This window comes from Kovacikia sp. CALU 1929 (genome assembly GCF_056784235.1).
On sequence record NZ_JBXBCF010000066.1, the window covers coordinates 80766 to 104083 of the forward strand.

The 23318-nt window shown below is 49.1% G+C and carries 14 protein-coding genes; 2 read left to right on the forward strand and 12 right to left on the reverse strand.

Translation table 11 applies throughout. The annotated features are described in order from the left end of the window. Window positions 1-9 precede the first annotated feature (9 nt). From AC1S52_RS14440 to AC1S52_RS14450, 3 genes are all read right to left on the reverse strand, one after another. A complete protein-coding gene (locus tag AC1S52_RS14440) occupies window positions 10-1599 on the reverse strand; it encodes an ATP-binding response regulator (RefSeq protein WP_482029721.1) in 1590 nt (529 codons plus the stop codon). Window positions 1600-1863: 264 nt separating this feature from the next. Then, window positions 1864-2940: a putative bifunctional diguanylate cyclase/phosphodiesterase gene (locus AC1S52_RS14445; RefSeq protein ID WP_482029722.1), complete on the reverse strand. Its 1077-nt coding sequence runs from the start codon at window positions 2938-2940 to the stop codon at window positions 1864-1866. A gap of 198 nt (window positions 2941-3138) precedes the next feature. Then, a complete protein-coding gene (locus AC1S52_RS14450) occupies window positions 3139-3456 on the reverse strand; it encodes a hypothetical protein (RefSeq protein WP_482029723.1) in 318 nt (105 codons plus the stop codon). A 542-nt stretch (window positions 3457-3998) separates the two neighbouring features. On the opposite strand from AC1S52_RS14450, the gene AC1S52_RS14455 reads away from it, so the two are divergent. Beyond that, window positions 3999-6266: an MHYT domain-containing protein gene (locus AC1S52_RS14455; protein ID WP_482029724.1), complete on the forward strand. Its 2268-nt coding sequence runs from the start codon at window positions 3999-4001 to the stop codon at window positions 6264-6266. A gap of 4 nt (window positions 6267-6270) precedes the next feature. Here AC1S52_RS14455 and AC1S52_RS14460 read toward each other — a convergent pair whose 3' ends face one another. From AC1S52_RS14460 to AC1S52_RS14485, 6 genes are all read right to left on the reverse strand, one after another. Then, window positions 6271-6657 (reverse strand): response regulator, encoded by a 387-nt coding sequence (locus tag AC1S52_RS14460; protein ID WP_482029725.1) that lies wholly within the window; start codon window positions 6655-6657, stop codon window positions 6271-6273. Between the two features lie 394 nt (window positions 6658-7051). Next, entirely contained in the window at window positions 7052-8599 is a 1548-nt protein-coding gene (locus AC1S52_RS14465) for a response regulator (RefSeq protein WP_482029726.1), read from the reverse strand. A 79-nt stretch (window positions 8600-8678) separates the two neighbouring features. Then, window positions 8679-10505, reverse strand: a complete 1827-nt coding sequence (locus tag AC1S52_RS14470) for a sensor histidine kinase (protein ID WP_482029727.1) — start codon at window positions 10503-10505, stop codon at window positions 8679-8681. Between the two features lie 172 nt (window positions 10506-10677). Further along, on the reverse strand, window positions 10678-12042 hold the full coding sequence (locus AC1S52_RS14475; protein ID WP_482029728.1) for a hybrid sensor histidine kinase/response regulator: 1365 nt from the start codon (window positions 12040-12042) through the stop codon (window positions 10678-10680). Between the two features lie 132 nt (window positions 12043-12174). Beyond that, window positions 12175-17430, reverse strand: coding sequence for a PAS domain S-box protein (locus tag AC1S52_RS14480; protein ID WP_482029729.1), 5256 nt, complete (start codon window positions 17428-17430; stop codon window positions 12175-12177). A 238-nt stretch (window positions 17431-17668) separates the two neighbouring features. Beyond that, complete coding sequence (locus AC1S52_RS14485; RefSeq protein ID WP_482029730.1) at window positions 17669-19402, reverse strand: S8 family serine peptidase; 1734 nt, start codon at window positions 19400-19402, stop codon at window positions 17669-17671. A 134-nt stretch (window positions 19403-19536) separates the two neighbouring features. On the opposite strand from AC1S52_RS14485, the gene rpe reads away from it, so the two are divergent. Further along, entirely contained in the window at window positions 19537-20244 is a 708-nt protein-coding gene (gene rpe, locus AC1S52_RS14490) for a ribulose-phosphate 3-epimerase (protein WP_482029731.1), read from the forward strand. A 97-nt stretch (window positions 20245-20341) separates the two neighbouring features. Here the strand turns inward: rpe and AC1S52_RS14495 are convergent, their stop codons facing one another. From AC1S52_RS14495 to AC1S52_RS14505, 3 genes are all read right to left on the reverse strand, one after another. Next, window positions 20342-20953 (reverse strand): ExbD/TolR family protein, encoded by a 612-nt coding sequence (locus tag AC1S52_RS14495; protein ID WP_482029732.1) that lies wholly within the window; start codon window positions 20951-20953, stop codon window positions 20342-20344. Between the two features lie 125 nt (window positions 20954-21078). Then, entirely contained in the window at window positions 21079-21744 is a 666-nt protein-coding gene (locus tag AC1S52_RS14500) for a MotA/TolQ/ExbB proton channel family protein (RefSeq protein ID WP_482029733.1), read from the reverse strand. A gap of 215 nt (window positions 21745-21959) precedes the next feature. Then, window positions 21960-22781 (reverse strand): creatininase family protein, encoded by an 822-nt coding sequence (locus AC1S52_RS14505; RefSeq protein WP_482029734.1) that lies wholly within the window; start codon window positions 22779-22781, stop codon window positions 21960-21962. Window positions 22782-23318: the final 537 nt, after the last annotated feature.

Consider the following 23318-nt stretch of genomic DNA (forward strand, 5'->3'; position numbering starts at 1 on the left):
GAATTTGAATCAGGAGGTGCGTTCCAAAACTTTTTGGGTAACGGTCACAATCCGCTCAAATTGAAAATTCTGGTTCCAATCCGTTAGCATCCTGGCAAGGGGGGCATGGGTTGCCGGAAGCTCCTCGATCAATTGGAGGATTTGGTGATCAAACCCTTTGATTGCTGCCTGCTGAAGTTGGATCAACCAGGTAATAGGCATTTCCACACGCATGGCTTCTAGCATCAAGGCTTCCGTCATGGGAGGTTGGCTGGCAACTGTGGGAATGGGATCAGAGGGGCTGCGATCGCCCGCTTGAACAGACGATGGAATTTGCTCCAAATCTGACTGCGCTGGGTGGACGAGAATATAAAACCGAACCATCGTTCCCTGGACAGGGGCACTTGTGATCGTAATGTCTCCCCCCATCACCTGCACAAACTGACGACTGATAAACAGCCCTAAACCTATGCCACGTCCGGATTTTTGTCCTGTCTCTGTTTGTGAAAAGACCTGAAATACCTCATTCATTTCATCAGAAGCGATGCCAGATCCAGTGTCCTCAATCTCGAAGATGAGGGGAATGGAGGGATGGAACGGTAGGGGAGGTGGAGGATGGATAGAGGCGTTGTGATTGTCTTTTCCACGCCTCCACGCCTCCACTTCTCTACCCTCTACTTTCACTCGCAGGACCACCCTACCTTGCTGGGTAAACTGAAGGGCGTTTTCTAGCAGGTTCATTAAGACCTGGCGTAGTTTGGTTTCATCGGCGTAAACATGGCGAGGAACACCTGGAGCATATTCAATCAGGAACTGTAAACCTTTTGCTTGGGCTTTGGGGTGCCAGGTTGAGGAGATCGCGTTGACTAGCTGATACAAATCAAATTTGTGTTCGTTCCGCGAAAGTTGGTTGACTTCGGCACTTGCCATCATCAGAATATAATTGATTGATTTGAGCAGGTATTCTCCACTTTGACTAATTCTGTCTACATAGTCCTGATACTCCTGAGTCAGGGATGAATCGCCCTTCATCAGTGCAGCAAAGCCGAGAATAGCATTCAATGGAGTGCGTAGCTCGTGGCTCATTCTCGCTATAAACTTGCTTTTTGCATAGTTCGCAGCTTCCGCAGCATCTTTAGCATCTTGCAGGGCTAACTCTGTTTGTTTATGTTCATCAATCTCCTGCTGTAAGCGTTGGTTCTGCTCAGTCAGTTGATTTTGGAGCCTTTGAATTGTCAGTTGATTGGTAATTCGAGCCAGAACTTCTTTGGTTTGAAACGGTTTGGTAATGTAGTCAACGCCTCCCATTTCAAAGGCTGTTACTTTGCCCGCCACATCATCGGCTGCACTCAGAAAAATAATTGGAATGTTTTTTGTAGCAGGATTGGCTTTTAATTGCCGACAAACTTCATACCCATCCATTGTTGGCATGCGGATATCAAGCAGAATCAGATTTGGTGGACAATGGCTGATGCTGACCAACGCCATCTCACCATTTCTAACACAGCGAACTTTATAACCACATTCCACTAAGGTTGTTGACAATACACGTAGATTATCGGGTAAGTCATCAACTACAAGAATGTTGCCTTTAGAGGTGTTTGCTGAATCAGGATTCATTTGAGATCGGGTTGAGTGAGCATGAGAAGTTGATCAAATTGAAAGTTGCTGATCCAGTTCGCCAGAATATTTGCCAGTGGAGCATGGGTTGGGAGCATGTCACTTTTGCAAGTTCCTGATTTACCCTCATCCCCAACCCTTCTCCCCAGGGAGAAGGGGGCAGGATTCAAAGTCCCTCTCCTTGGGGAGAGGGATTTAGGGTGAGGGTACAAAGGTGACATGCACTCGTATGGGTTTCGGAAAATTGCTGCATCATCATAACTTTTATACAGAGTAGGAATTATCGGAGTAGAAAGACTCTATCAAACCACTGGCTGCCTGACTATCCAGTGGTTTGGAGAAAAGGTAACCCTGCATTTTGTTGCACCCCACTGCCTGCAACGCTGCTAGCTCTTCCGTGGTTTCAACCCCTTCTGCAATCACATCTAACCCCAGTTTGGCGGCTAATCGAACAATCGTTTCACTAATATCCCATTGTTTACTCTGGATAAAGGAGCGATCGATTTTCAAAACATCAATTGGCAATTCCTGGAGCCGTCCCAATGAGGAATAACCTGTACCGAAGTCATCGACATAAAGCTGAATTCCCATGCCTCTAAGTTGTGAAAGTACCGTAATAGCAGTTTGCTGGTTTTCGATCAAGGCGCTTTCAGTAATTTCTAGCTTCAAACTATTTGGGGTAATCCCGGTTTTTTCAAGAATTTGCTGGATCTCCTGAATTAAACTGGGTTGCAACAGTTGTAAAGCTGAGAGATTGAGGCTGATGGTGAGGGGCGGAGTTGCAGGAAACTGTTGCTGCCAGGTGCAGAGTTGATGGCAAGCTTGCTCTAGAATCTTCATGCTTAGTGGATGAATACATCCAATCTTCTCGGCTAGTGGAATAAAGATCGTCGGAGGGATTAACCCTTGCGTGGGATGGTTCCAGCGGGCTAATGCTTCAAATCCAATAATTTGATAATTTTCTGTAGAAACAATCGGTTGATACATCAGATAAAATTCCTGCCGATTGAGTGCCTCATGTAACGCATTCTCTAGCTGTAACTGCTGAATAACCTCTTCTGAGAGAACCGTCATCGATAAAACAGGTTTGTTTTCAATCGCATTGGCTAACCGAGTTAGACGGTTTGCGTTTTTGATGGCGATCTCTAGTATGTGCTGTCCCTCATCTGACAAACAGCCCAACTGACCCGTGTGCAGAAGCCCCAACGCTCCCTGAATTGAAGTCAGTGGTGTTCGCAATTCATGACAAATAAATAGTGTCGTGTTTTCCAGCAGATTAGTGAGGCAGTTTTCAGTATCGTAGGGCTGTCCATCGCTCGATTGATTAGGTTCCTCAGACATGATTAGCATATAAACCCTGACAGAAACTGCGTTGATCTATTTTCAGATGAACCATGAAAAGGCACAGGTTGGATTGATCCCATGTAGTAGCAGATGGTTGGGGAAAGTCTCATCTTGAACCTGATAAATGGCTTGTTAGTTGAATCTAGAGATAGGGGTGAACCGTTCTAAACCTGCTTGCATTCATTCTATAGACGGTCATTGGCTGTCTGCATCACGGCTGAATGATCGCAAGCTGAGCCAGATCGAGTAGTGGGTTTTGGAAACCGTAATGCAAACCATGGTGCCTTGTTCAGCCTGCCCATAGGCAACTTCATAGGCTTTTAGTCGCTCATCGGGGGAAAAGGATTGAAAGTGCCCATAGAGTTCGTTGTTATAGCGAATTCCCATTTGAATCCCTTCGTTCCAATACTTGAATAGGGTTACCAGGCTTTCATTTACGACTAAGGGGGTGTCATCTCTGCCCAATTCCGATTGGGGGGGCACTGGGCTAAGGTAATCTGCTTGGAGCAACACGGTTCTGGGGGCACTGGGCTTAACAACTCTGCTGGGGGCATTTTAAGCGGATACTGAACTCATACCCATTGAAAATGCGATCATGATAGCCTGGGATTGATACGTTACGGCTGTCGCCTAACCCATCCTAGAAAACTGGATTTTATTTAATTTTATTCCTGAGTTAATTTGCTGATCCAACTGGTAGGTTTCGACTTCGCTCAACCCCACGGTTAGAGAGGATTGAGTAGATTCAAAACCCGTTTTACAGATAATCCTACCGATCTCCTCATTCAAAAGTGGTGGCACCAAGGCGTTCATGCAGGGCGAACTCGATGCCCACCTCCCATTACAACCTCAGACCGCAAAAATAGATTTCCACTTAAAGATAAAAAAAGAATGTGACAAACTCGTGGAATGGTGAGCGTCACAAGCTTGCCACAATTTTTTCTTACCTTTAGAGCAGGGAAATGTCCGTTGCTCATTAAAATCCTGTCTTCACCTCGTTGAATAGGAACGATGAAGGCATGGCTCTCATAAAGATTTAGGATTTGAATCTACCAGTGGATCACTTAAGTAGTACTTACAACCCAGTACTTGTTGTAGTCTCGATCGCGATCGCGGTTCTGGCAGCTTACACAGCGCTAACCATGTCTCACCAAATCGCCACAAGCCACAGATGGAAGCAGATAGGCTGGCTGCTCGGTGGTGCTGTATCAATGGGAATTGGCATCTGGTCAATGCATTTTGTCGGGATGCTGGCATTTTGCTTGCCCATATCGGTGACCTATGATGGCACGATCGTCCTTCTATCTCTGGTTGTGGCAATTCTGACATCGGGCATTGCCCTGTTTCTGGTAAGCCGAAGGCAATTGGGAATCCTCCACTGGCTGGGTGGAAGCCTGTTAATGGGGTGTGGGATTGCCACGATGCATTACCTGGGTATGGTATCGATGCAGTTGCCTGCCCTGGCTAATTACAACGGCTGGCTCGTCGCTTTATCCGTGGGAATTGCGATCGCCATCTCCGCCGTTGCCCTCTGGTTGACTCTACAGATCCAGGAGTTGCAACCTGGATTTAGGCAAAGCTGGCAAAAAATTGGCAGTGCAACCCTGATGGGAGTTGCCATTTCTGCCATGCACTACACAGGGATGACCACTGTCCGTTTCTATCCACTTGCCTCAGAAACCCCTTTCTCATTGGCTTCGATTGATTCGTCTGTGCTTGCCATTCTGGTCAGTATTTTTGCGTTTAGTGTTTTAGGAATCGCGCTGCTGGTGACATTAGAAGCTCAGGTGAGTAGGCGCACAGCCGCTCTGGTCGCTGCCAATGAAAATTTGCAACAACAAATGATGCAGCTTCAACTAGTTGAAGCTGACCTCAAACAAGTACAGGCGACTTTACGGGAGCGGGCTGAGCAGTTGCGGAGCCATAACCATGTTTTAATCGAGCTTTCCAAGCACTATGCAATTCGGCAGGGAGATCTACTCGCGGCTGTGCAGGCAGCGATCGCTGCCACGGCAAGAACGATCAAAGCCGATCGAGTCAGCATCTGGTTATACGACGAAGACAGGCTGAGACTTTCCTGTGCCAGCCTATTTGAGCAAAATTCAGGCTACTATCAGCAGGGAATGTCCCTTGCGATGACAGATTTTCCAGCCTATTTTCAATCATTAGATGGCGAGGATCTAATTGCTGCCCATGATGCTCACATTGATCCAAGAACCTGCGAGTTCTCTCAAGTCTATCTCCAGCCCCTCAACATCTGCTCAATGCTGGACGTTCCCATTCGGTTAATGGCAGAAACGGTTGGGGTTCTGTGTATTGAGCAGGTTGGAGAGAAGCGGCAATGGATGCCAGAGGATGAGAGTTTTGCGCGGGCGATTGGCGATCTGGTTTCTCTTGCGATCGAAGCACGCAATCGCCAACTGGCAGAAATCCAGATTCGCCAACAGGCAAAGGATTTAGAAGACGCTTTGGATGAATTGCAGCGGACTCAAACCCAAATTATTCAAGCTGAAAAAATGTCTAGTTTGGGGCAGATGGTAGCCGGGATTGCCCATGAAATCAATAACCCAATCAACTTTGTGCATGGGAACCTGAATCACGTTCATCAATATGCTCATGACTTACTAAGCCTGTTAAGCCTTTACCAGCAAACCTATCCCGATCCACCCCAGGTCATTCAGGATGAAATTGGGGCAATTGATTTAACTTTCCTGGCTGAGGATTTGTTCAAGATCCTTCAGTCCATGAGGCTGGGCACTGATCGGATTCGCCAAATTGTGCTTTCACTGCGCAACTTTTCCCGGCTGGATGAAGCCGATCTGAAAGATGTAGACATCCATGAAGGCATTGACAGCACCCTGGTGATTTTGGGAAATCGCTTAAAAGCCTGTGCCAAACGTCCTGAAATTCAGGTGATTAAGAACTATGAACATTTGCCTAAAGTCGAGTGCTATGCAGGTCAACTCAACCAGGTGTTTATGAATATTCTCAGCAATGCCATTGATGCCCTGGAAGAGTCGAATACCCAACGGACCTTTGAAGAGATTCAGGCAGCCCCCAATCAGATTAGGATTTGCACTTCAGTGCTGGATTCTCATTGGGTGCAAATTGCGATCGCCGATAACGGATTGGGCATTCCTGCTCATCTTCAAAAACGGCTGTTTGATCCCTTTTTCACCACGAAACCGGTCGGCAAAGGAACTGGACTGGGGCTATCGATTAGCTACCAGATTACTACTGAAAAGCATGGTGGTAAGCTGCACTGTTTTTCAAGCCCAGGGAAAGGTTCAGAATTTATCATTGAACTTCCTGTGAGTCAGTAGCCACTCACACATCAGCTTTCCAGTTAAGGGCTGCGGCAATTTGATTGCCCAATACCCCTGGATCAAAAGGTTTAGTCAGAACCGCTTGAGCGCCCAGTTCAGCATACTGGCGTTCACTGACAATATTTCCGGTCGCCGTTAACATAATGACTGGAATTGGTTGGGTTGCCGGATTATCTTTGAGCGTTTTGAGGGTTACCAGCCCATCCACTTCAGGCATAACAACATCTAAGAGAATGGCATCGGGCTGCTTTTTAGCCGCGATCGCCAACCCTTCCTCCCCAGAAGCGGCTGTGAGTACCTGCCACTGTTTGGTGATTTGCAGACTCATTTTGGCAATTTCACGGATATCTGCCTCATCGTCTATCACCAGAATTTGTTTCACATTCATACGATTTAGTTCATAGAGCCAATCATAGCGACAGAGCGTTTAGGAAATTTCCGTAAAAGGTTTTCCGAAAGTCAAAACCGTAGAGTGAACATGTCGCCTGCTTCACGGGCAAGATTCCCGGAATATGTTGGGTTTAACTTCTTTTGGGGAGATTGCCTTCAGCCTCTGTCATAGGTTAGTATTCCCACAGCAGAGAAGCGGAGCACAATTATCGATTTTTGCCATCATACTCCAGACTGAGATAGGTAAGTATGGGTGAGATAAAAATTTATTGCCAACAAGTACCGTATAAGTACTGAAGCCGGATGGGCAAAGTAACGCATGTCCATTTGCTGCTGCTCTTTGTAATGGCAGTAAACCCCTCTGCACGGCTCCCGCTCAAAGGCGGCATTGTTTACAAGGTTGGTGCCTGCCAGAGCCGTAGTAGCCGATTCCGTTCCAGGCGATTGAAGATGCGAGTGACAATCTCCGACTCGATGAAGGGCTTGATAACGTAGTCATCTGCTCCAGCACTATAAATTTGCAGGACGACTTCCCTCTCTCGATGGGCTGTCAGAAACAGGATTGGTAATCCGTTCCAGGCACTCTGGCTGCGAATTGCTCGACACAGTTCAATGCCGTTGATCTGAGGTATGTCCACATCCAGGATCAGCAGGTCAGGCATTTCACCTGCCAGAGCCTGCCACAGTTGTAACGGATCGCTGAGTGTGGCGATCTGAATGCCCCAACAGGGCAAAAATTGCTGTAGAGTTGCCAGAACCAGGGGATCATCATCCACTGCCAGCACTTTTATGGGGGAGGCTGGTGACGTTGGTTCTATAGTCAGGCTTGATGGCGGTAATTGGGGGGGCGGTGGTTGAGCGGCTTTCCCCCCTCCATCTTCGCTCTCCTGATTTAACACCATCAGTAAATCTTTATTGGAGGGCTGGGGTGGTTGCTCAAGGGTTTGCTGTAACTCCACCACTAGGGCTTGTAGTTGTTCAATTTTCTCATTCCCAGTGGTTGACTGAAACCAGTGCTCAATGTCTTGCCCCAGTTGTGAGCCTGCTGGGAAGCCAAACATCCCCAGAGAACCTGCCAGTTTGTGAGCCGCCGCCGTGGCAGCCTGACGCAGTTCCTCAGTCAGATGGTTTGTTTTCAGGGCAGCCATTGCCTCCTCCAGGCTGGTCATGCGCTCCAGGATGGAAGGCTTGAACTGTTCCCAAAGGGCGATCGCGGCAGCCCTTGCCTGGTCAGCCGTTGATAATTTGTTTGGGTTTAGGGTTACTCTTTCTGTTGGCGGTTTAAGACGATATCCCATCCCGTAAACGGTGTCGATTACATCCTCCACTCCTGCCGATTTGAGCTTGCGGCGCAATCGTTTAATGTGGGTTCTAACCGTTTCTTCCCCTGGAGAATCAAACCCCCAAAGGTTTTCCAAGATGCTGCTGCTGCTGAATACCCGTTGGGGATTACGTAGAAATAGCTCTAACAAACCATGCTCTTTGGGCGACAGCACCAACAACTGCTCTTGATACCTGACTTCACAGGTGCCTGGATCTAAAGTCAGATCACCCCATGTCAGAACAGGGGGAGCGGAGGAATGCTGGCGACGCAGCAATGCCCGAATGCGGGCAGACAGTTCTTCAATAGTGCAGGGCTTGACCAGATAATCATCTGCCCCAGCATCGAGTCCCATGACTTTGTCTGAGCTACCTCCCTGAGCGGTTAGCAGTAGGATGGGTGAGGTGTAATTGGTTTGCCGCAATTTTTGGCAGAGGCGAATGCCATCCAGTTTAGGCAGGTTGATATCCAGCACAATCAGGTCATACGTTGCAGACTGAGTGTAGTCCCACCCGTCTTCACCATCCATTGCCACATCAACCGCATAGTGTTGCGATGCCAAATGACTCACCAGGGTTTGAGTCAGAGGTTCATCGTCATCCACCAATAGGATTCTCATAAGTGCCCCGGATTTTCGCATATCGTTCTGTGTTTATCATGCCCTGATTTTTGCGATGGAATGCTAGCTGTAGCAGGTATCAGGTGGGTGTGCAAAGTTTTGCGCTTGCAGGTTTAGGAAGACGACAGGAGGGAGCTAGTTCCGGTTGTAAGATGGGAATTTCAATCACAAATTCGGTGCCCTGCCCTACCTCTGAATAGCACTGGAGCCGTCCACCATGTTTTTCTACAATGATTTTGTAGCTAATTGATAGCCCTAACCCGGTTCCTTTACCAACCGTTTTGGTTGTGAAAAAGGGATCAAAAATCCTGGAACGATAACTTTCTGGAATGCCGGAACCATTATCAGCAATTCGAATGGCAATGGAATTTTGAGGTAAGACCGCTGTGTGAATGGTGATAGTGGGAGAGTTTTGAGTTGAGAGGTTTGTGTTAAGAGTTTCAATTTGAGAGTTTTGAGCTGTAAGGTTTACATGTTCTCCAGTATGGTCTTCGCTTTGTTCTAAGCCTTCTTCGATCGCATCGATCGCATTACTCAAAATATTCATAAATACCTGATTCAGTTGACCAGGGTAGCAATCTACGAAGGGGAGAGTACCATAGTTTTTAATGACTTTAATACCAATAAAATTGGTTCTTTCTTTGAGGCGACTTTGTAAAACCATTAATGTACTATCAATGCCTTCGTGAAGATTGGCCGCTTTAAACTCTGCTTCATCCAGGCGCGAGAAGTTGCGTAGAGATTTAATAATTTCGCGGATACGATTGGTGCCAACGTGCATTGAACGGAATAGGTTAGGTAAGTCTTTTTCAATGAATTCAAGGTCGATCGCCTCAGTTTTCTCCTGAATTTGAGCTATCAACTTAGCATCTTGTTTTTGATAAAGATGCACCAGATCCAATAAATCCTGGGAATATTCCTGGGCATGTTTGAGATTGCCATGAATAAAATTCACCGGGTTATTAATCTCATGGGCAACCCCAGCCACCATCACCCCCAGAGCAGACATTTTTTCTGATTCCACCAACCGGGCTTGCATGGCTTGTAGCTCCTTATATGAGCGTTCAAGCTGGGCAGTCTGGTCCCTCAAAAAGGTTTCTGCTTGTTGCAACTTTTGAAACGATTGCTCCCGTTCCCGCAAGGTTGCCTGCATCTGTTGAGCCAGCTTATGACCATAAACGGTAACGCTGACGATCATGATGAGAATCATTAGAGCGATCGCAACCTCATACTGTTTCAGCGCCTCAGTTTCCTGTTCCTGTTGGGTAAACACCTGCTGCTGAATCGTACCCACATCCTGACGCAGGCGGTTCAATACCTGGTTAACTTCGGAGTATTTGCGATCCATCGTTGCCATGCGTCTGCCTGCTCTTTCGGGCTGATTCTGCCGGAAATCGGAAAAGATCAGGTTGGCTTCGTCCACCATCGTGGTCATGGTTTGCTCTAAAGTATCCAGATGCTTTAGTAACGAGCTTGCCTGAACCTTATCTACATGGATGCGCAATTCCCATCGGGTGGCAGCCACTTTTTGATTAAAGTGGTGCAACGCTGTATTCAATCGTTCTGACTCTAGCACCACGTTGTGCGAGTCAAAAATATCATTGCCAGGTGCATTCACTGCTGCTGCCCGTTGGTCTAGCTCAGAATAATGCTGCAATCGGATTGCCCAATCCCGATTTAGTTTGACTGATTGGGCATAAATGGTTGTAATTTGATGATTGAGATACAAACTGGCTGAGATTGCGAGCAAATCAAAGGCAGCCAGCAGATAGTAGAGATAGTGCCACTTGGGTTTTAGTAATTCCTTAATTTGCGGAAAAGCAAGGTGCTTCAGTCTTCGGTTGACCGAGGTGCTGTGAAACCATTGGGAAACCTTTTGAGGGATGGGCAATTCAGCCTGTGCCATCGATGGGAACCTTGTACAGAAACCTCCCAAAAGCCTAAGGAGAAAATGTGACAAGCTCGTGGCAATGTAGCTCTAACGGTATAAATTTTATAATTCCCACTTGGTTCTAAACGGCAGGCATCTGGGTGGTTCAGGCTTTAAGAGGACGTGCGGGAAGGTTAAGTTCATCATCCTAAAGGTTCGCCATGATGGGTAATTTGAGGGTAAAGCAAGTGTGATTGGTTCCACTGGACACCTCAATGGAACCCTGCAAATGCTCTGCCAGCTTTTTCACCAACGCCAAGCCTAAGCCTGTACCGCTGTGCTTCCAGGGATCGTGGCTGGGAATGCGGTAGAACTTGTCAAACACATGCGGGAGTTCTTCAGCCGGAATTTCTACACCAGAATTACTGACGCGGATGACAATTTTCGATTTTGGGGTTTCGATTTTGGGTTCCCGGTTTACTTCTCTATCTCTCCAGCGTTCGCCTTCTCCATCTTCCTGTTCAATGTTGACTTCTACCGTAATGCTTCCCGCTGGGGGGGTGTATTTACAGGCATTGTTGAGCAGTTCGGTCAGAATGCGGCTGAGGCTGGAGGAGTCGGTTTCCAATGCGGGAAGTTCGGGAGCAAGTTGAATTGTCATAGTTTGCTGTTGTTCCCGGGCACGAAGTTCAAATGGCTCTACGATATGGGGGATCCAATGATGGAGATCAGTAATTGTCAGGTCTAAGGGTTGAACTTCTCCAGCCAGGTGTTGTAAATCAAGTAAATCTTGAACCAGATGAAGTTCGCGATCGCACTCGTCTTGTAAGATGTTGAGATACTGAGCGATTTTCTGGTTAGGTGCCTCTGGTGCCTCTGCATCCGATAATTTTTGAAAGAAACCCTGTCCCTGACGACTGGCAAGCATCAATAGTTGCAGTACGACGCGGATATTGGCGAGGGGAGTACGTAGCTCGTGGGAAATGGTGCTGAGAAAGTCATCCTTAAGCTGATTCATGCGTTGCAGTTTCGCCAACGCCTTTTGCAGTTCCTGGGTGCGTTCCTGCACCTGTTGTTCCAGGTGGGCATTGAGGTGCTGCATCTGCTGGTAGAGAGCCATCAGCTCTTGCTGCTGCTGCTGGATGGTCAGTTGATGCCGCACACGCGCCAGCACTTCTTGCGCTCTAAAAGGTTTGGTGATGTAGTCGGCTCCCCCGACTTCAAAAGCTTTGACCTTATCTTCCACATCGCTGGAAGCACTGATGAACAGGATGGGGACTTTGGCAGTGGGGGGCGATCGCTTGAGCGCAGCGCAAACCTCAAACCCATCCATCCCTGGCATCCGAATATCCAGCAGAATTAATTCGGGTAATTGGGCGGCAACCGTTTCCAACGCCATCGCACCACTGGTTGCCTTTCTCACCTTGTAGTTCTCGCCCTGTAAAATCAAGGAAAGCGTCCGAAGATTGTCCGGATGATCATCCACTACTAGAATGTTCGCTCTAATGCGATTTGCTTTAGCACTATTTGCTTTTAACTTCTCTGCCTGAATCCTGGTTTCGGTGTTTGTCATGGTGATCTGGGCGATCGCATAAAAGGCGTTTATCAGGTTTTTAATTTTTGCCTTATTTTTCCCACCTTTCCGGGTTCATTCAGTCTTTACTTATAAAGTCTTTACTTCTTCAACCCTTTACTGAGCAGGGACTTATTCATTCGGCAGAGGATGTTGCGGTTGGGTCAGCCGCACAATCACCTCAAACTGATAGTCTCGCAGCACACGGTTTAATTGAGATGCCAGGGTTGCGTGCTGGGCTGCGAGTTGTTGGATCAGCCGGGATGTTTCTTCCTCATCACAATTGAGGGCGGCTTGACGAAGTGCCCCAATCCATTCGGGGGGCATGACCTGGAGGGCTAAGGGAGCAAGGATGTCAGAACTGGGTGAGGTAAACTCGGTATTCTGGACTGTGGTCACTCCTTCGTACAGATAAAAGAGTCCTAAATGGTCTGCCATTTTAGTTAAAACGATGTCCATCTGAATCGGTTTGCTGACAAAATCATCGCAGCCTGCATTCAGGGCACGGATGCGCTCATCGCTGGATGCCTGGGCAGTGAGGGCGATGATTTTGGTGGGAGATGGGGCGGTTGCGGGGATGGGGGAATGGGATGCCAGGTTCCCACCCACGCTCCCACTCTCCTCTACTCGGATCCGCTTAGTTGTTTCGCAGCCATCCATCCCTGGCATTAGCATATCCATCCAGATCAGGTGGGGGTGCCATTGCTGCCAATGGGCGATCGCCTCTAGTCCATTGCCAGCTTCTTGCACCTCGAACCCTACCTGAGTCAGCAGTTTGACCAGCAGTTTCCGATTATCGGGCTGGTCGTCTACTACCAGAATGCGGTAGGCGGGTTGACCCGGAGCCAGTCCAATCACCGCGCCTGGACGGGCAGTGACGGGCACATCGGCTGCGCTAACAGGGCAGAGCGGGATAGAAAAACTGAATGTACTACCCTGCCCCAGGGCGCTACAAACGGTTAGTTTTCCCCCCAGCAACTCTACAATCTTGCGGCTAATTGTCAATCCTAGACCCGTTCCTTCCAGCGAAAGCTTCCCAGCCTCAGCCTGGGTAAAAGCATCAAAAATAGTGTTCAGTTCGTCGGGAGCGATACCCACTCCAGTGTCTTTGACGGCAAAAAGCAGGGTGTTGGGCATCTGGTTAGCCCTTGTTCGTAGCTGGCGCTCACCTGAACGGTTGCTGGTTGTTAGAGCTTCCTGGTTGCGGTCACTACCGGGTTCCCCGTCCCTGGTTTTCAGTTTTCGGTTCCCGGTTTCCACACTCAGGGTCACCATTCCTTCGGGGGTAAATTTAATTGCATTGTGCAGCAGGTTAATCAGAACCTGACGCAGCTTGTTGGAATCGGTCAGGATATAGGGAGGGGTCTCTGGAGCTAGTTCTAGCCTGAACTGAATCTTTTTGTCGGTTGCCCGTTCCTGAAACATTTGCTGTAGGTCGTGCAATAGTTCATGCAAGTTTGTGCTGTTATTTTGCAGGATAATGCGTCCGGCTTCGATTTTAGACAGATCCAGGATGTCATTAATTAGATGCAGTAGGTGATCTCCATTACGATGCATGATGTGAATGTAGTCTTGCTGTTCTAAACTGAGCGCAGGGTCACGACAGAGTAGTTGGGTAAAGCCGAGGATGACATTCAGGGGGGTTCGCAGTTCGTGGCTCATGTTTGCCAGGAAAACGCTTTTTGCCTGGTTGGCAATTTCTGCGGCTTCCATTGCTTGCTGAAGATCAATGGTGCGATCTTCGACCCGCTGTTCCAGTTCTGCGTTGAGTTGTTGTAAGTCAGTTTCTGCCCGCTTCAGATTGCTAATGTCGTCGTAGCAACCCAGTACGCCAATCACCTCACCCAGACTGTTAGTTAAGGGGATTTTGCTGGTTCGGATCCATCTTTGCTGCCCAGTTAAACTGCTGGTTGGTTCTTCATAATTCAGTTTGGAGATCTGGGTATGCATGACGTTTGCATCGTCTGCCCGGTAGAATTCTGCCCATTCTGCCCAGGGCAATTCCAGGTCGGTTTTACCCACAATCTGTTCAACCGTTAGTTCAAAGTCACTGGCAAAGGCAGAATTGCAACCTAAAAACCTGGAGTGGCGATCTTTCCAGAAAACTCGTTGAGGGATGGTGTCCAAAACTAGTTGCAACATATTGCGAGATTCTTGCAGAGCTTGTTCAGCCTGTTTGCGATCGCTAATGTCGGTATGGGTTCCCAACATCCGCAGAGGTCGCCCTGCCTCATCCCAGGCGACAATTTTTCCCAAGGAGAGAATCCATTTCCACTGTCCATCCTGGGTGCGTTGACGAAACTCTACCTGGTATTTGGGAATCTGTCCGGCGACGTAGGCACGATAGATTGTGACGACTGCTTCCAGATCATCGGGATGGAGGCGATTGAGCCATTGAGCATTGGTTTCCTGGAAGACAGCCGGATTAGCATACCCCAGCATCATGGCGTATTCCGGGCTGACAATGGCTTCCCCGGTTTGCAAATTCAGATCGTAAAGACCCTGGTTTGCCGCTGTTAACGCCAAACGGAGACGCTCCTCGCTCTGACTGAGTTCCTGGGTACGTTGCTGGACCAGTTGATCCAGTTCGTCATTGAGTCGCTGGAGGGCACGTTCAGCTTGTTTGCGCGTGGTGATATCAATCGCTAGGGACCAGAAGGCTGTCGGGTTTCCGTCACCATCCAGCACAGGCACCAGCGTAGACTGAAATGTCTGGCATTGTCCATTAATGACAACTTCATCCTCTACTGCCAGGGGTGCCCTGTGCTGAACCAGCGAGTCGATGCGAGTTTGAAACGTGCTGACTACCGATGCAGGGAAAAAGTCGGCAAAGGTATGCCCAATAATGTCTGCTTCAGAGCGACCCATTAGGGCGGCATAGGCGGGGTTAACCTGTAAGTAGCGCCCTTCGCTATCAAATAAGCTAATCAGTACAGGAGAATTATCTAAAAATGCCTGTAACCGTTGAGTTGTATTTTGAAGTGCCCGTTCCGCCTGTTTACGATCAGTAATATCGCGCCCAACAGCCTGGTACTCAATAAAGTTTCCCTGCTGGTCGAAGAATACCCGGTTTACCCACTGGGTCCAGCGGATTTCGCCATTGACTATAACCCGATTCTCGATAGTGACGGTAGGATTGGTGACATTCATCGATCGCACCAATTCAGACACCTCGTCTCGGTCGGCTTCATAAATCACGGGATTGTAACTTTTGCTAATGACTTCTTGCGGGTTAATACCGAAGTACCGGTAGTAAGCATCGTTAGCAAATATTAATGTGGTGTCGGGCAGGAAACGCGCTATCAGTTCGGTCTGGTCTTCTACAATGGCACGGTAACGAGCTTCGCTTTGTTGCAGTGCCAGTTCAGCGGCTTTGCGATCGGTGATATCCCAGTTCACTCCAATCATCCGCTCGGCAGTTCCTTCAGCATCCCGCAGTACCCTCGCATGGGCTTCAATAAAGCGCATTTGTCCATTTGGCAACAGTATCCGAAATTCGGGGTGAAAATCCTTTGGTCCCACAAGGGCTGCCTCAAGTTCAGCCAGAACTCCTGACCGATCCTCCGGATGTAGTCGCTGTTCCCAGGTTTCATAGACTTCATCCGTCTCGGCGGGCACCAACCCGTAGAGTTCGTACATGCGATCGTCCCAGATCAGTCGGTTCTCAGCCAGGTCAAAATCCCAAATGCCAATCCGGGCAGCATTGGTCGCCAGTGCTAATCGTTGTTTGACTTCATGAACCTGGGCTTCCGCCTGTTTGCGATCGGTCACATCTTTGCTGACACCAGTGACTATCCAGCAATCGGCTGCATCCCTGAAACGGGATGTATAGGTTGCAGAAATCCAACGCAGCGAACCATCTTTGTGATGAAATCGGAACTCGACTGTGCAGGTTCTGCCATTCAAAATATCTTCAAATAATGGATAAATAATTGCTTCTCGATCCGTGGCATAGACTTGTGACATCCATAAGGTTGTATCGCTACAAATTTCTGCCGCTGTGTAGCCAAAAAGTGCCTCACATCCAGGAGATTGGTAATCATACTCCCAGGTTCTATCTGGAAATACCCGAAATCTAACAATGGATGAGGCGTAGGCACTATTCAAAATATCGTTTAATTGAGTTTCTGAAGCATAGAGTGCCTGTTCTAACTGTTTGCGCTGGCTAATATCTGTGGCAGAGACAATGACCCGATCCTGTCCCTCCAGGGATCGAATTTCAGCCGAAACCAGGACAGTTTTGGTTGTGCCTGACTTGAGCCGGGTTTCCACTTCCAGGTTGTGAACGGTGCCTTCAGTCTGAAGCAAGTGCCGGAAGCGTTGACGGTCTTCCAGGTGGACCCATATGCCCAGTTCTAAGGCAGTTTTGCCAATTAGTTCTTCCTGGCTGTAGCCGTAAAACTCCAGCAGGCGATCGTTGACTTCCAGAACCTGCCCCTCCGCCAGGGTGATGATCGCAATTGGGTCGGGGCTAGTGCGGAAAATAGTGGTAAATTTTGCTTCCGACTCGTCCAGGGCAGTTTGGATGCGATTGAAAGAGTGACGCACCTGGTCTGCCATCTGGTTAAAGGATTGTGCCAATTCTTTCAGTTCGCTAACCGAACTCTCGGTTGTGAGCTGTTGTTCCAGGTCGCCGTTTGCCATCGCCCGACTTGCCCGGTTAATTTGGGAGATTCGCGTTGTTACCTGTTTAGCTGTGAAAAGTCCGAGGGCGATCGCCAGTCCCAATGCTGCACTACATAGGAGAACTGTAGTACGGGTGTGGGTATGAATCTCTGCCATAAAATCGGACTCTGGCACCACAATCACCACCAGCCAGCCCAAGCCATCATTATCTTTGGAGGGAGTAACACGAACAAACTGGCGCTGGTGATCCAGCATCAGGCTCAGTTGCTGGGACGTTTCCACCACCCTCAAATCGCCCAACTGGTTGATTAATTGCTGGGTAATAATCCGGGTTCGATAGTCCTGGCTATGAATTGCCTGAATGCGGCTGGAAGAACCGTTTTGGAAGTTCTTAGTCAGTGGTTCCAGCGTCGAACTGGCAATCAGCGCTCCAGAACGGTCAAGGATAAAAGTCTGACCTAAGGGTGCAAAACGCAGTTGACTGAGAAATTGGCTAAGGGTTTTCTGTTTCAGGACCGGACGGTTTGCTGCCCCGTTTTGTGAAGGAGGATGTAGATAATCATCGAGGCGATCGCTAACCCGTTCTGAGGTTTGTTGTAATAGCTGATGTGCCAAATTCTCCACATCCTCCCGTCCGCTCCGGTAGGCAAGATAACCCACCAATGCCGTGACTCCCACCGTTTGCAAAACAAAGGGCACCACCAGAAGGAACCGAAGGGAAATCGGTTTACGGAGACGTTTGAACCAGCTATCTTGAGTCACTTATTTTGAAGCACTATTGTGCTTAGCTACATAATCTATCCATTACTATTCCTCACACCTACCGCCTCATACCAATTTCATTTAAGAATGAGCAGAATTAACCCTTGTAAGGCAAGGGGATTAAGCCCCTTGTTCAGTGCAACCTTATAAAGAATTGGTATTACTCCAAACACCCCTTCTTGAAGGCGAAGTCCCCAAACCCCCATATTGCAAAATTTAATGTTTGCAACACTCGTGATTAACGGGCAGGCATCGTCCACCAGGCGATCGCATAGGCTTGAGTTATCTCATTGACTCGATTCTGAAACACCACTCGAATCTTATAGCGACCCGTTTCAGGAATCTGCTGAAAAATGTGTTCCACACTGTCTACCTCGCTGATAGATGACCAGATGCTTTGGCGAATGTCATTGTCTTCCGCGCGCATCAGGTAAAGGTCTAGGTTGTTCAGTCCGCGATCGCGGAAACTTTCACCCAGATCAAACTCACCATTCTGATTTTTATCCAGTAATTCCACCAGACGATTCCAGGTCAGCGTTACCGAGACAAAGCTACCTTTCTGTAACGGCTTCTCCAACACGTAATCCCGGAATGAAGCAACTGGGGAATTTGGAGTTTTGAGTTGAGAGTTTTGAGTTGAGAGTGCCTCCCCCGGTTTCCCTTGCCCCTCGCCTCCTCCACTCTTCGGTTCCCCTGCCGCCCAGCTCACCGTCCGGTAGTCCCATCCAATCGCCGGAACTGGTGACTCCGGACTCCACTGACCAGGGCTAAACTGCTGATATGCCCGAAATGCATTCAGTTGTCCAGTTCCCATCTGAATATTGAGGGGGATTTTACGGCTTTTGAACGCATCCGACTGCACCCAGGAGCGGTTATTTTTATCCAGGATGGTGCGGGTCATTTTCAGGTGCAACCCTGTGCCATCATCCTTGACTTTGTCCGTCGAGTTTAGCAAAACCGCTTTCATCACCTCATGACGGCGGGCATCCAGGCTCCAGGGAAGGGCACAACCCGGTGTTTTTTTGCAGCTTACCCGCAACTGGCGATCGCCATATTCCTGGAGCAGTGCCGCAGTTGCGGTCGCATGGGGGGCTGCAAAACTGGTACCACTAGACGTGTTCAGGTTTCCATTCAGCGACACCATCGCAATTTCATTGCCCGGAGCGACCAGCCCGATCGCCCGTCGAGGACCAACATTGCTCTCAATCCCCTCAATTCCTGACCCTGAGCCGGAGGGGTCGCCCAAATTGGCAAAATCCACCTTCTTAAATAGCCCTTCCAGACGGGTTGTAAACGCTACATTAATCCCGTTGTAATTATCTGTTGGAATTGAAATGCCACCCTTTCCCTGATTGCCCGCAATCACATAGAGAACATTATGGACACGAGCAGACCAGTCCACACATTGAGTCAGCAGCGCATTGCCATCCAATAGAGGTTTTGGGCGAGGGTCTTGCCGCAGCGCTTCACCAAAGCTAAAGTTAATTGCCCGCACGTCTCCCCCGTTTTGCATCGCAATATGCTGGGCAGACAGGCATTCTTCTGGTTGACCATAGCGTTTCGGAGTCCCGGCGGCTGAGGAATAGAGCCGTGCCCCCGGTGCCACCCCTCGCATCGCCTTAGCCGAACTAATCATAATACTGGCGACATTCTGGGCATGACCATCCACATTGGTATTAATTCGGGGAGGGGCATTGCGGTAAAACACTCGATGGATCGCCATTGCCTGGTTGCGGGCAACCGCTTTGTCAATCCCAAATTGACCAGGACGACCAATCTCAACCTGTCCGATCGCAATTTTGCGTCCCGTTAAGTTATAGGGAGAATTGTGTAACCGAATGGCATCAATCCCCGCTTCACCAATTGAGCTGGAACGGAGCAAATCCTCGGCTATCACTGCCTTTCCAAGAAAAACGGATGTCAGCCCTAGCGCCATCCATGCCCACCGACTGAAAAATTGCTGCCGCGCCACAAATGCCTCTCCACAAAAGTTTGACGGGAATGAACGAAGCCGTTAGGGAGCAAATCCTGAGAATGATTCAGGACTTTTATCACATTTTGTTAAAATAATTACCAATCAAGCACCGCTAGGAGACACTGCCAGCCATGACCCAAACCCCATCCAGAAAACCTGTTGTTGTTGCTCCATCTATCTTATCAGCCGATTTTAGCCGCCTGGGAGAAGAAGTTCGTGCCGTTGATGCCGCTGGGGCAGACTGGATTCATGTCGATGTCATGGATGGTCGGTTCGTCCCTAACATCACCATTGGTCCCCTGATTGTGGAGGCACTCCGTCCTGTGACCCAAAAGCCTCTGGATGTTCACCTGATGATTGTGGAACCAGAAAGGTACGTTGCCGATTTCGCTAAAGCCGGTGCTGATCACATCCTGGTTCATGCGGAGTCTAGCTCCACAATCCATATTCACCGTGCGCTGGGGCAGATTAAGGAACTGGGTAAGAAAGCGGGTGCGGTTCTCAATCCTGGTAGTTCGCTAGAACTGCTGGAATACGTTCTGGAACTCTGCGACATTGTGCTGATTATGAGCGTCAACCCCGGATTTGGGGGACAGAGCTTTATTGAATCGGCTGTGCCCAAGATCCGCCAGTTGCGCCAGATGTGTGATGAACGAGGACTTGATCCCTGGATTGAGGTCGATGGTGGTTTGAAGGCAAACAATACCTGGAAGGTGCTGGAAGCTGGGGCAAATGCGATCGTGGCGGGTTCTGCTGTTTTCAAAGCGAAGGACTATGCAGCAGAGATTTCAGGCATTCGCAATAGCAAGCGTCCCACCCCCGAACTAGCCAAAGTTTAAGCCTGTTGGGTGAAAGGGACAGAACCAACAAATCTAAGATCCCCGGAATCTCGAAGATTCCGGGGATCTTGCTTGAGTCCTGGTATTTTACTTCAGCTCAAGGAACGGTTGGGGTTGGTGTGCCACCGGGAATAGCTCCAGCAGGCGGCTGTCCAGTCGTTGGCGGGATTTGATACTGGTCTGGATTAAAGGTCGGTAAGGGACTGGGCGTTCCAAACGGGTTATAAGGAGTCAGAGTTGGACTGACACCAGGAGGAAATCCTGTCGTGCCAGGAGGCGGGCTAGTACCGGGAGTAGAACTGGTGTTCGCCGGTAAGGTTGCCAGTGCAACGCGATCGCCCCCCACCTGCCGCATCAAATCCAAAACCTGCACCACATCGTTATAAAACGCGGTCTGGGAGGCATACAACACCAGCAGACCACCAGGGTTCTTTTCACGGTATGCCTGAAGAGACTGGTAAAGCTGACTGCGATCGACAAACTGGCGGTCAATAAACGTTTGCCCGGTTGCATTAATCGTCACAACCAGCATATCTCGCATCTGGGTTACGCCTGTGTTCGCCTTCGGCAAATCGATATTGATTGCCTGCTGCCGCGTCAGTTGTAACGCCGCCAGGATAAAGAACGTCAGGATACAGAAAATCACATCAATCAGAGGAATGAGTTGAATCTGTACCTCATCCGTTGGGGAATCCAGGTTAACTTTCATCGTGAGCGTGGTGTGAGTGAACGAGTGGGCAAGGAAAGGAACAGAGGAAGCAAGGGGCAGAGGAAAGCAAGAGGGGAGAGGGGGAGAGAGAGGAGGTGATAATCGGTTCGCCTGACTCCTTAACCTTATCCCTCCAAAGGCGGTTCGCTCTCCCCATCAGGATCCCTACTCTGCGCCCATCGCAGGCGATAAAGGAGTTCCAGCTCGTTTCCGGCTCTCCGAAAAACTCGTGCCTGAAAGAAAATAAAACCTTGAAATAGACGATAGAACGCCAGACTGAAAATTGCCACAATTAATCCAAAGGCAGTGCTGATCAACGCTTCACCAATTCCAGTCGTGACTCCTGCCGTTGAAGCCGTACCAATATCACCAATGCGGATGGAGCGGAGAGAAATAATCAATCCAATCACGGTGCCTAACAGACCCAGCAACGGCGATAGGGCAATGACCGCTTCCAGCACCTTATCTCCTCGCCGCATGGATGCCAGTTCATCATCCGCCGTGGCTTCCAACGCCAGTCTAAATATCTCAGGATCAGGATTTTTTAACTGGAGCGGACTAAAGAGAAACCGACCGATTGGCTGGTCATAAGCCTGTCTAGCAATTTCCGCTGCCGATAGCCAATCCCGTCGGGATGCATCCAGCACTCGATTGACAATTTCCCGTTCCTTGGTCAAAACACTGGACCAAAACCACAGGCGCTCAATGATGACACTTAGAGCCAGTACCGAAAGCAGTAGCAGGGGGATGATGGTAATCCCGCCTCTCTGAAAAAGTTCTCCAACGTTCACAATCTACATTAACCTCCGTACTCTCCCTGCTTTGGACTGAATAGCCCATAGAATTTTGACTCTAGACCCCGATAAAGGTTTCAAACTTATCACAGAGAATTTAGATGACTTCCAGTCTATCCCCCAGAGTCTCACGTCTAGTAGCAAATCCAAATTTCAGCATTTCAATTCTAGAGACTTACCAACCTGTTTCAATCAAACTGGCAAAATTTCAGTCAAATATGATGTCCCTTCCATGCCTTGGGTAGCTGAAAACGATGAATATCCTGAATGACCTGAACCCACCCCTCAGCCAGGGATTCTAGAATGCGATCGCCCTTTTCCTTGGTCGCAGTAGTTGGGTCACCCAGCGTGCCACTCTGGCTAATGTCCCGTGTCGCCCAGGCAAATGGCAGAGCGCCTTCCATACTCAACAAGCCGTCGGTTGGTAAGCCCTGGGGATATTCCACCACTGCCCGGTCCATCCTGACCTGATCGGGCAATAGAGAAAGTAACAGACTGGTTTCTGCATCTCCGGCATGGATTCCTAACGCCAGTTCCTTTGCCGTTAACAGGTCGGCCGCAACATTAGGCACCCGCCAGGTAAACAACGGAAAGACAGCAAAATCCTCATACTTTTGATGCAGATCCCGCGCTGCAATTTCTATCACCTGCGGTTGTCCCCCGTGGGAGTTCATCAGCACCAGCTTCCGAAACCCAGCACGGTAAACCGACTCCCCCACCTCCATCAAGATAGCTAACAGCGTTTGAACACTTAAGGTAATCGTTCCAGGGAAGTGCCAGTGCTCATTCGACTTCCCGTAATAGAGGCAAGGCAGAGCGTAGGCAGGAATTGTATGCGGCAGTTTTGCCAGTGCCCGACCCAACACCCCCAGCCCGATCGCCGCATCCACCACCAGTGGCAAATGGGGTCCATGCTGTTCAATCGCACCCACGGGTTGAATCACGACTACATTCTCCTTATCGGGCATTGCCTGAATATCCGTCCAGGTGAGATAGGGGAAAAAACGCTCCGGGGAGATAAAGCTGTGCATCATAGTGGGCAGGCAGGGTGGGATGGGCAGAATGGCTATGCGTATAGAGTACAGGTTAGGGGGAAAAATTGAGCGTGCAGAGTGCAACGAGTCGGCAACCCAAGGCGCCCACCAACAGCGGATGAGCATGGTTAGCGACCCCTTACCCTGCTCAAACAGGTAAAGCTGACTATTAAACTCCAACGTAAGTTCGGCAACCCTTGTTCAAATAGTGCCGAGTGCGGAGTAGGGTTAGGGCTTGTTAAAAAACTACCCTAGTCTCTGCCTGGGAACCGAACAGCGAGGCTCTGCCTCTTTGCGAGTGGAGGCAGAGCCTCCGACCTGACATTCCAAGTCAGAGACTTGGAACGAGGGGAACCTTTTTGACGGTCATACCAATTTAAATTGAAGATGCGGCAGATGAAGGATTAGAACCATGCCTATGCAGGGTTTCTACAATCCAAAATCTAAAATCCGAAACCCAAAATGGTATCAGACGGTGCAAAATTAATTACTCACTCACTACGCCTCAATAGTATCTGGACTTATGCGGTAATCTAC

Excerpts from the sequence above, each read along its gene's own strand:
- AC1S52_RS14440 (WP_482029721.1), bottom strand. The coding sequence starts at position 1,599 with ATGAATCCTGATTCAGCAAACACCTCTAAAGGCAACATTCTTGTAGTT.
- AC1S52_RS14445 (WP_482029722.1), bottom strand. The coding sequence starts at position 2,940 with ATGTCTGAGGAACCTAATCAATCGAGCGATGGACAGCCCTACGATACT.
- AC1S52_RS14460 (WP_482029725.1), bottom strand. The coding sequence starts at position 6,657 with ATGAATGTGAAACAAATTCTGGTGATAGACGATGAGGCAGATATCCGT.
- AC1S52_RS14465 (WP_482029726.1), bottom strand. The coding sequence starts at position 8,599 with ATGAGAATCCTATTGGTGGATGACGATGAACCTCTGACTCAAACCCTG.
- AC1S52_RS14470 (WP_482029727.1), bottom strand. The coding sequence starts at position 10,505 with ATGGCACAGGCTGAATTGCCCATCCCTCAAAAGGTTTCCCAATGGTTT.
- AC1S52_RS14475 (WP_482029728.1), bottom strand. The coding sequence starts at position 12,042 with ATGACAAACACCGAAACCAGGATTCAGGCAGAGAAGTTAAAAGCAAAT.
- rpe (WP_482029731.1), top strand. The coding sequence starts at position 19,537 with ATGACCCAAACCCCATCCAGAAAACCTGTTGTTGTTGCTCCATCTATC.
- AC1S52_RS14495 (WP_482029732.1), bottom strand. The coding sequence starts at position 20,953 with ATGAAAGTTAACCTGGATTCCCCAACGGATGAGGTACAGATTCAACTC.
- AC1S52_RS14505 (WP_482029734.1), bottom strand. The coding sequence starts at position 22,781 with ATGATGCACAGCTTTATCTCCCCGGAGCGTTTTTTCCCCTATCTCACC.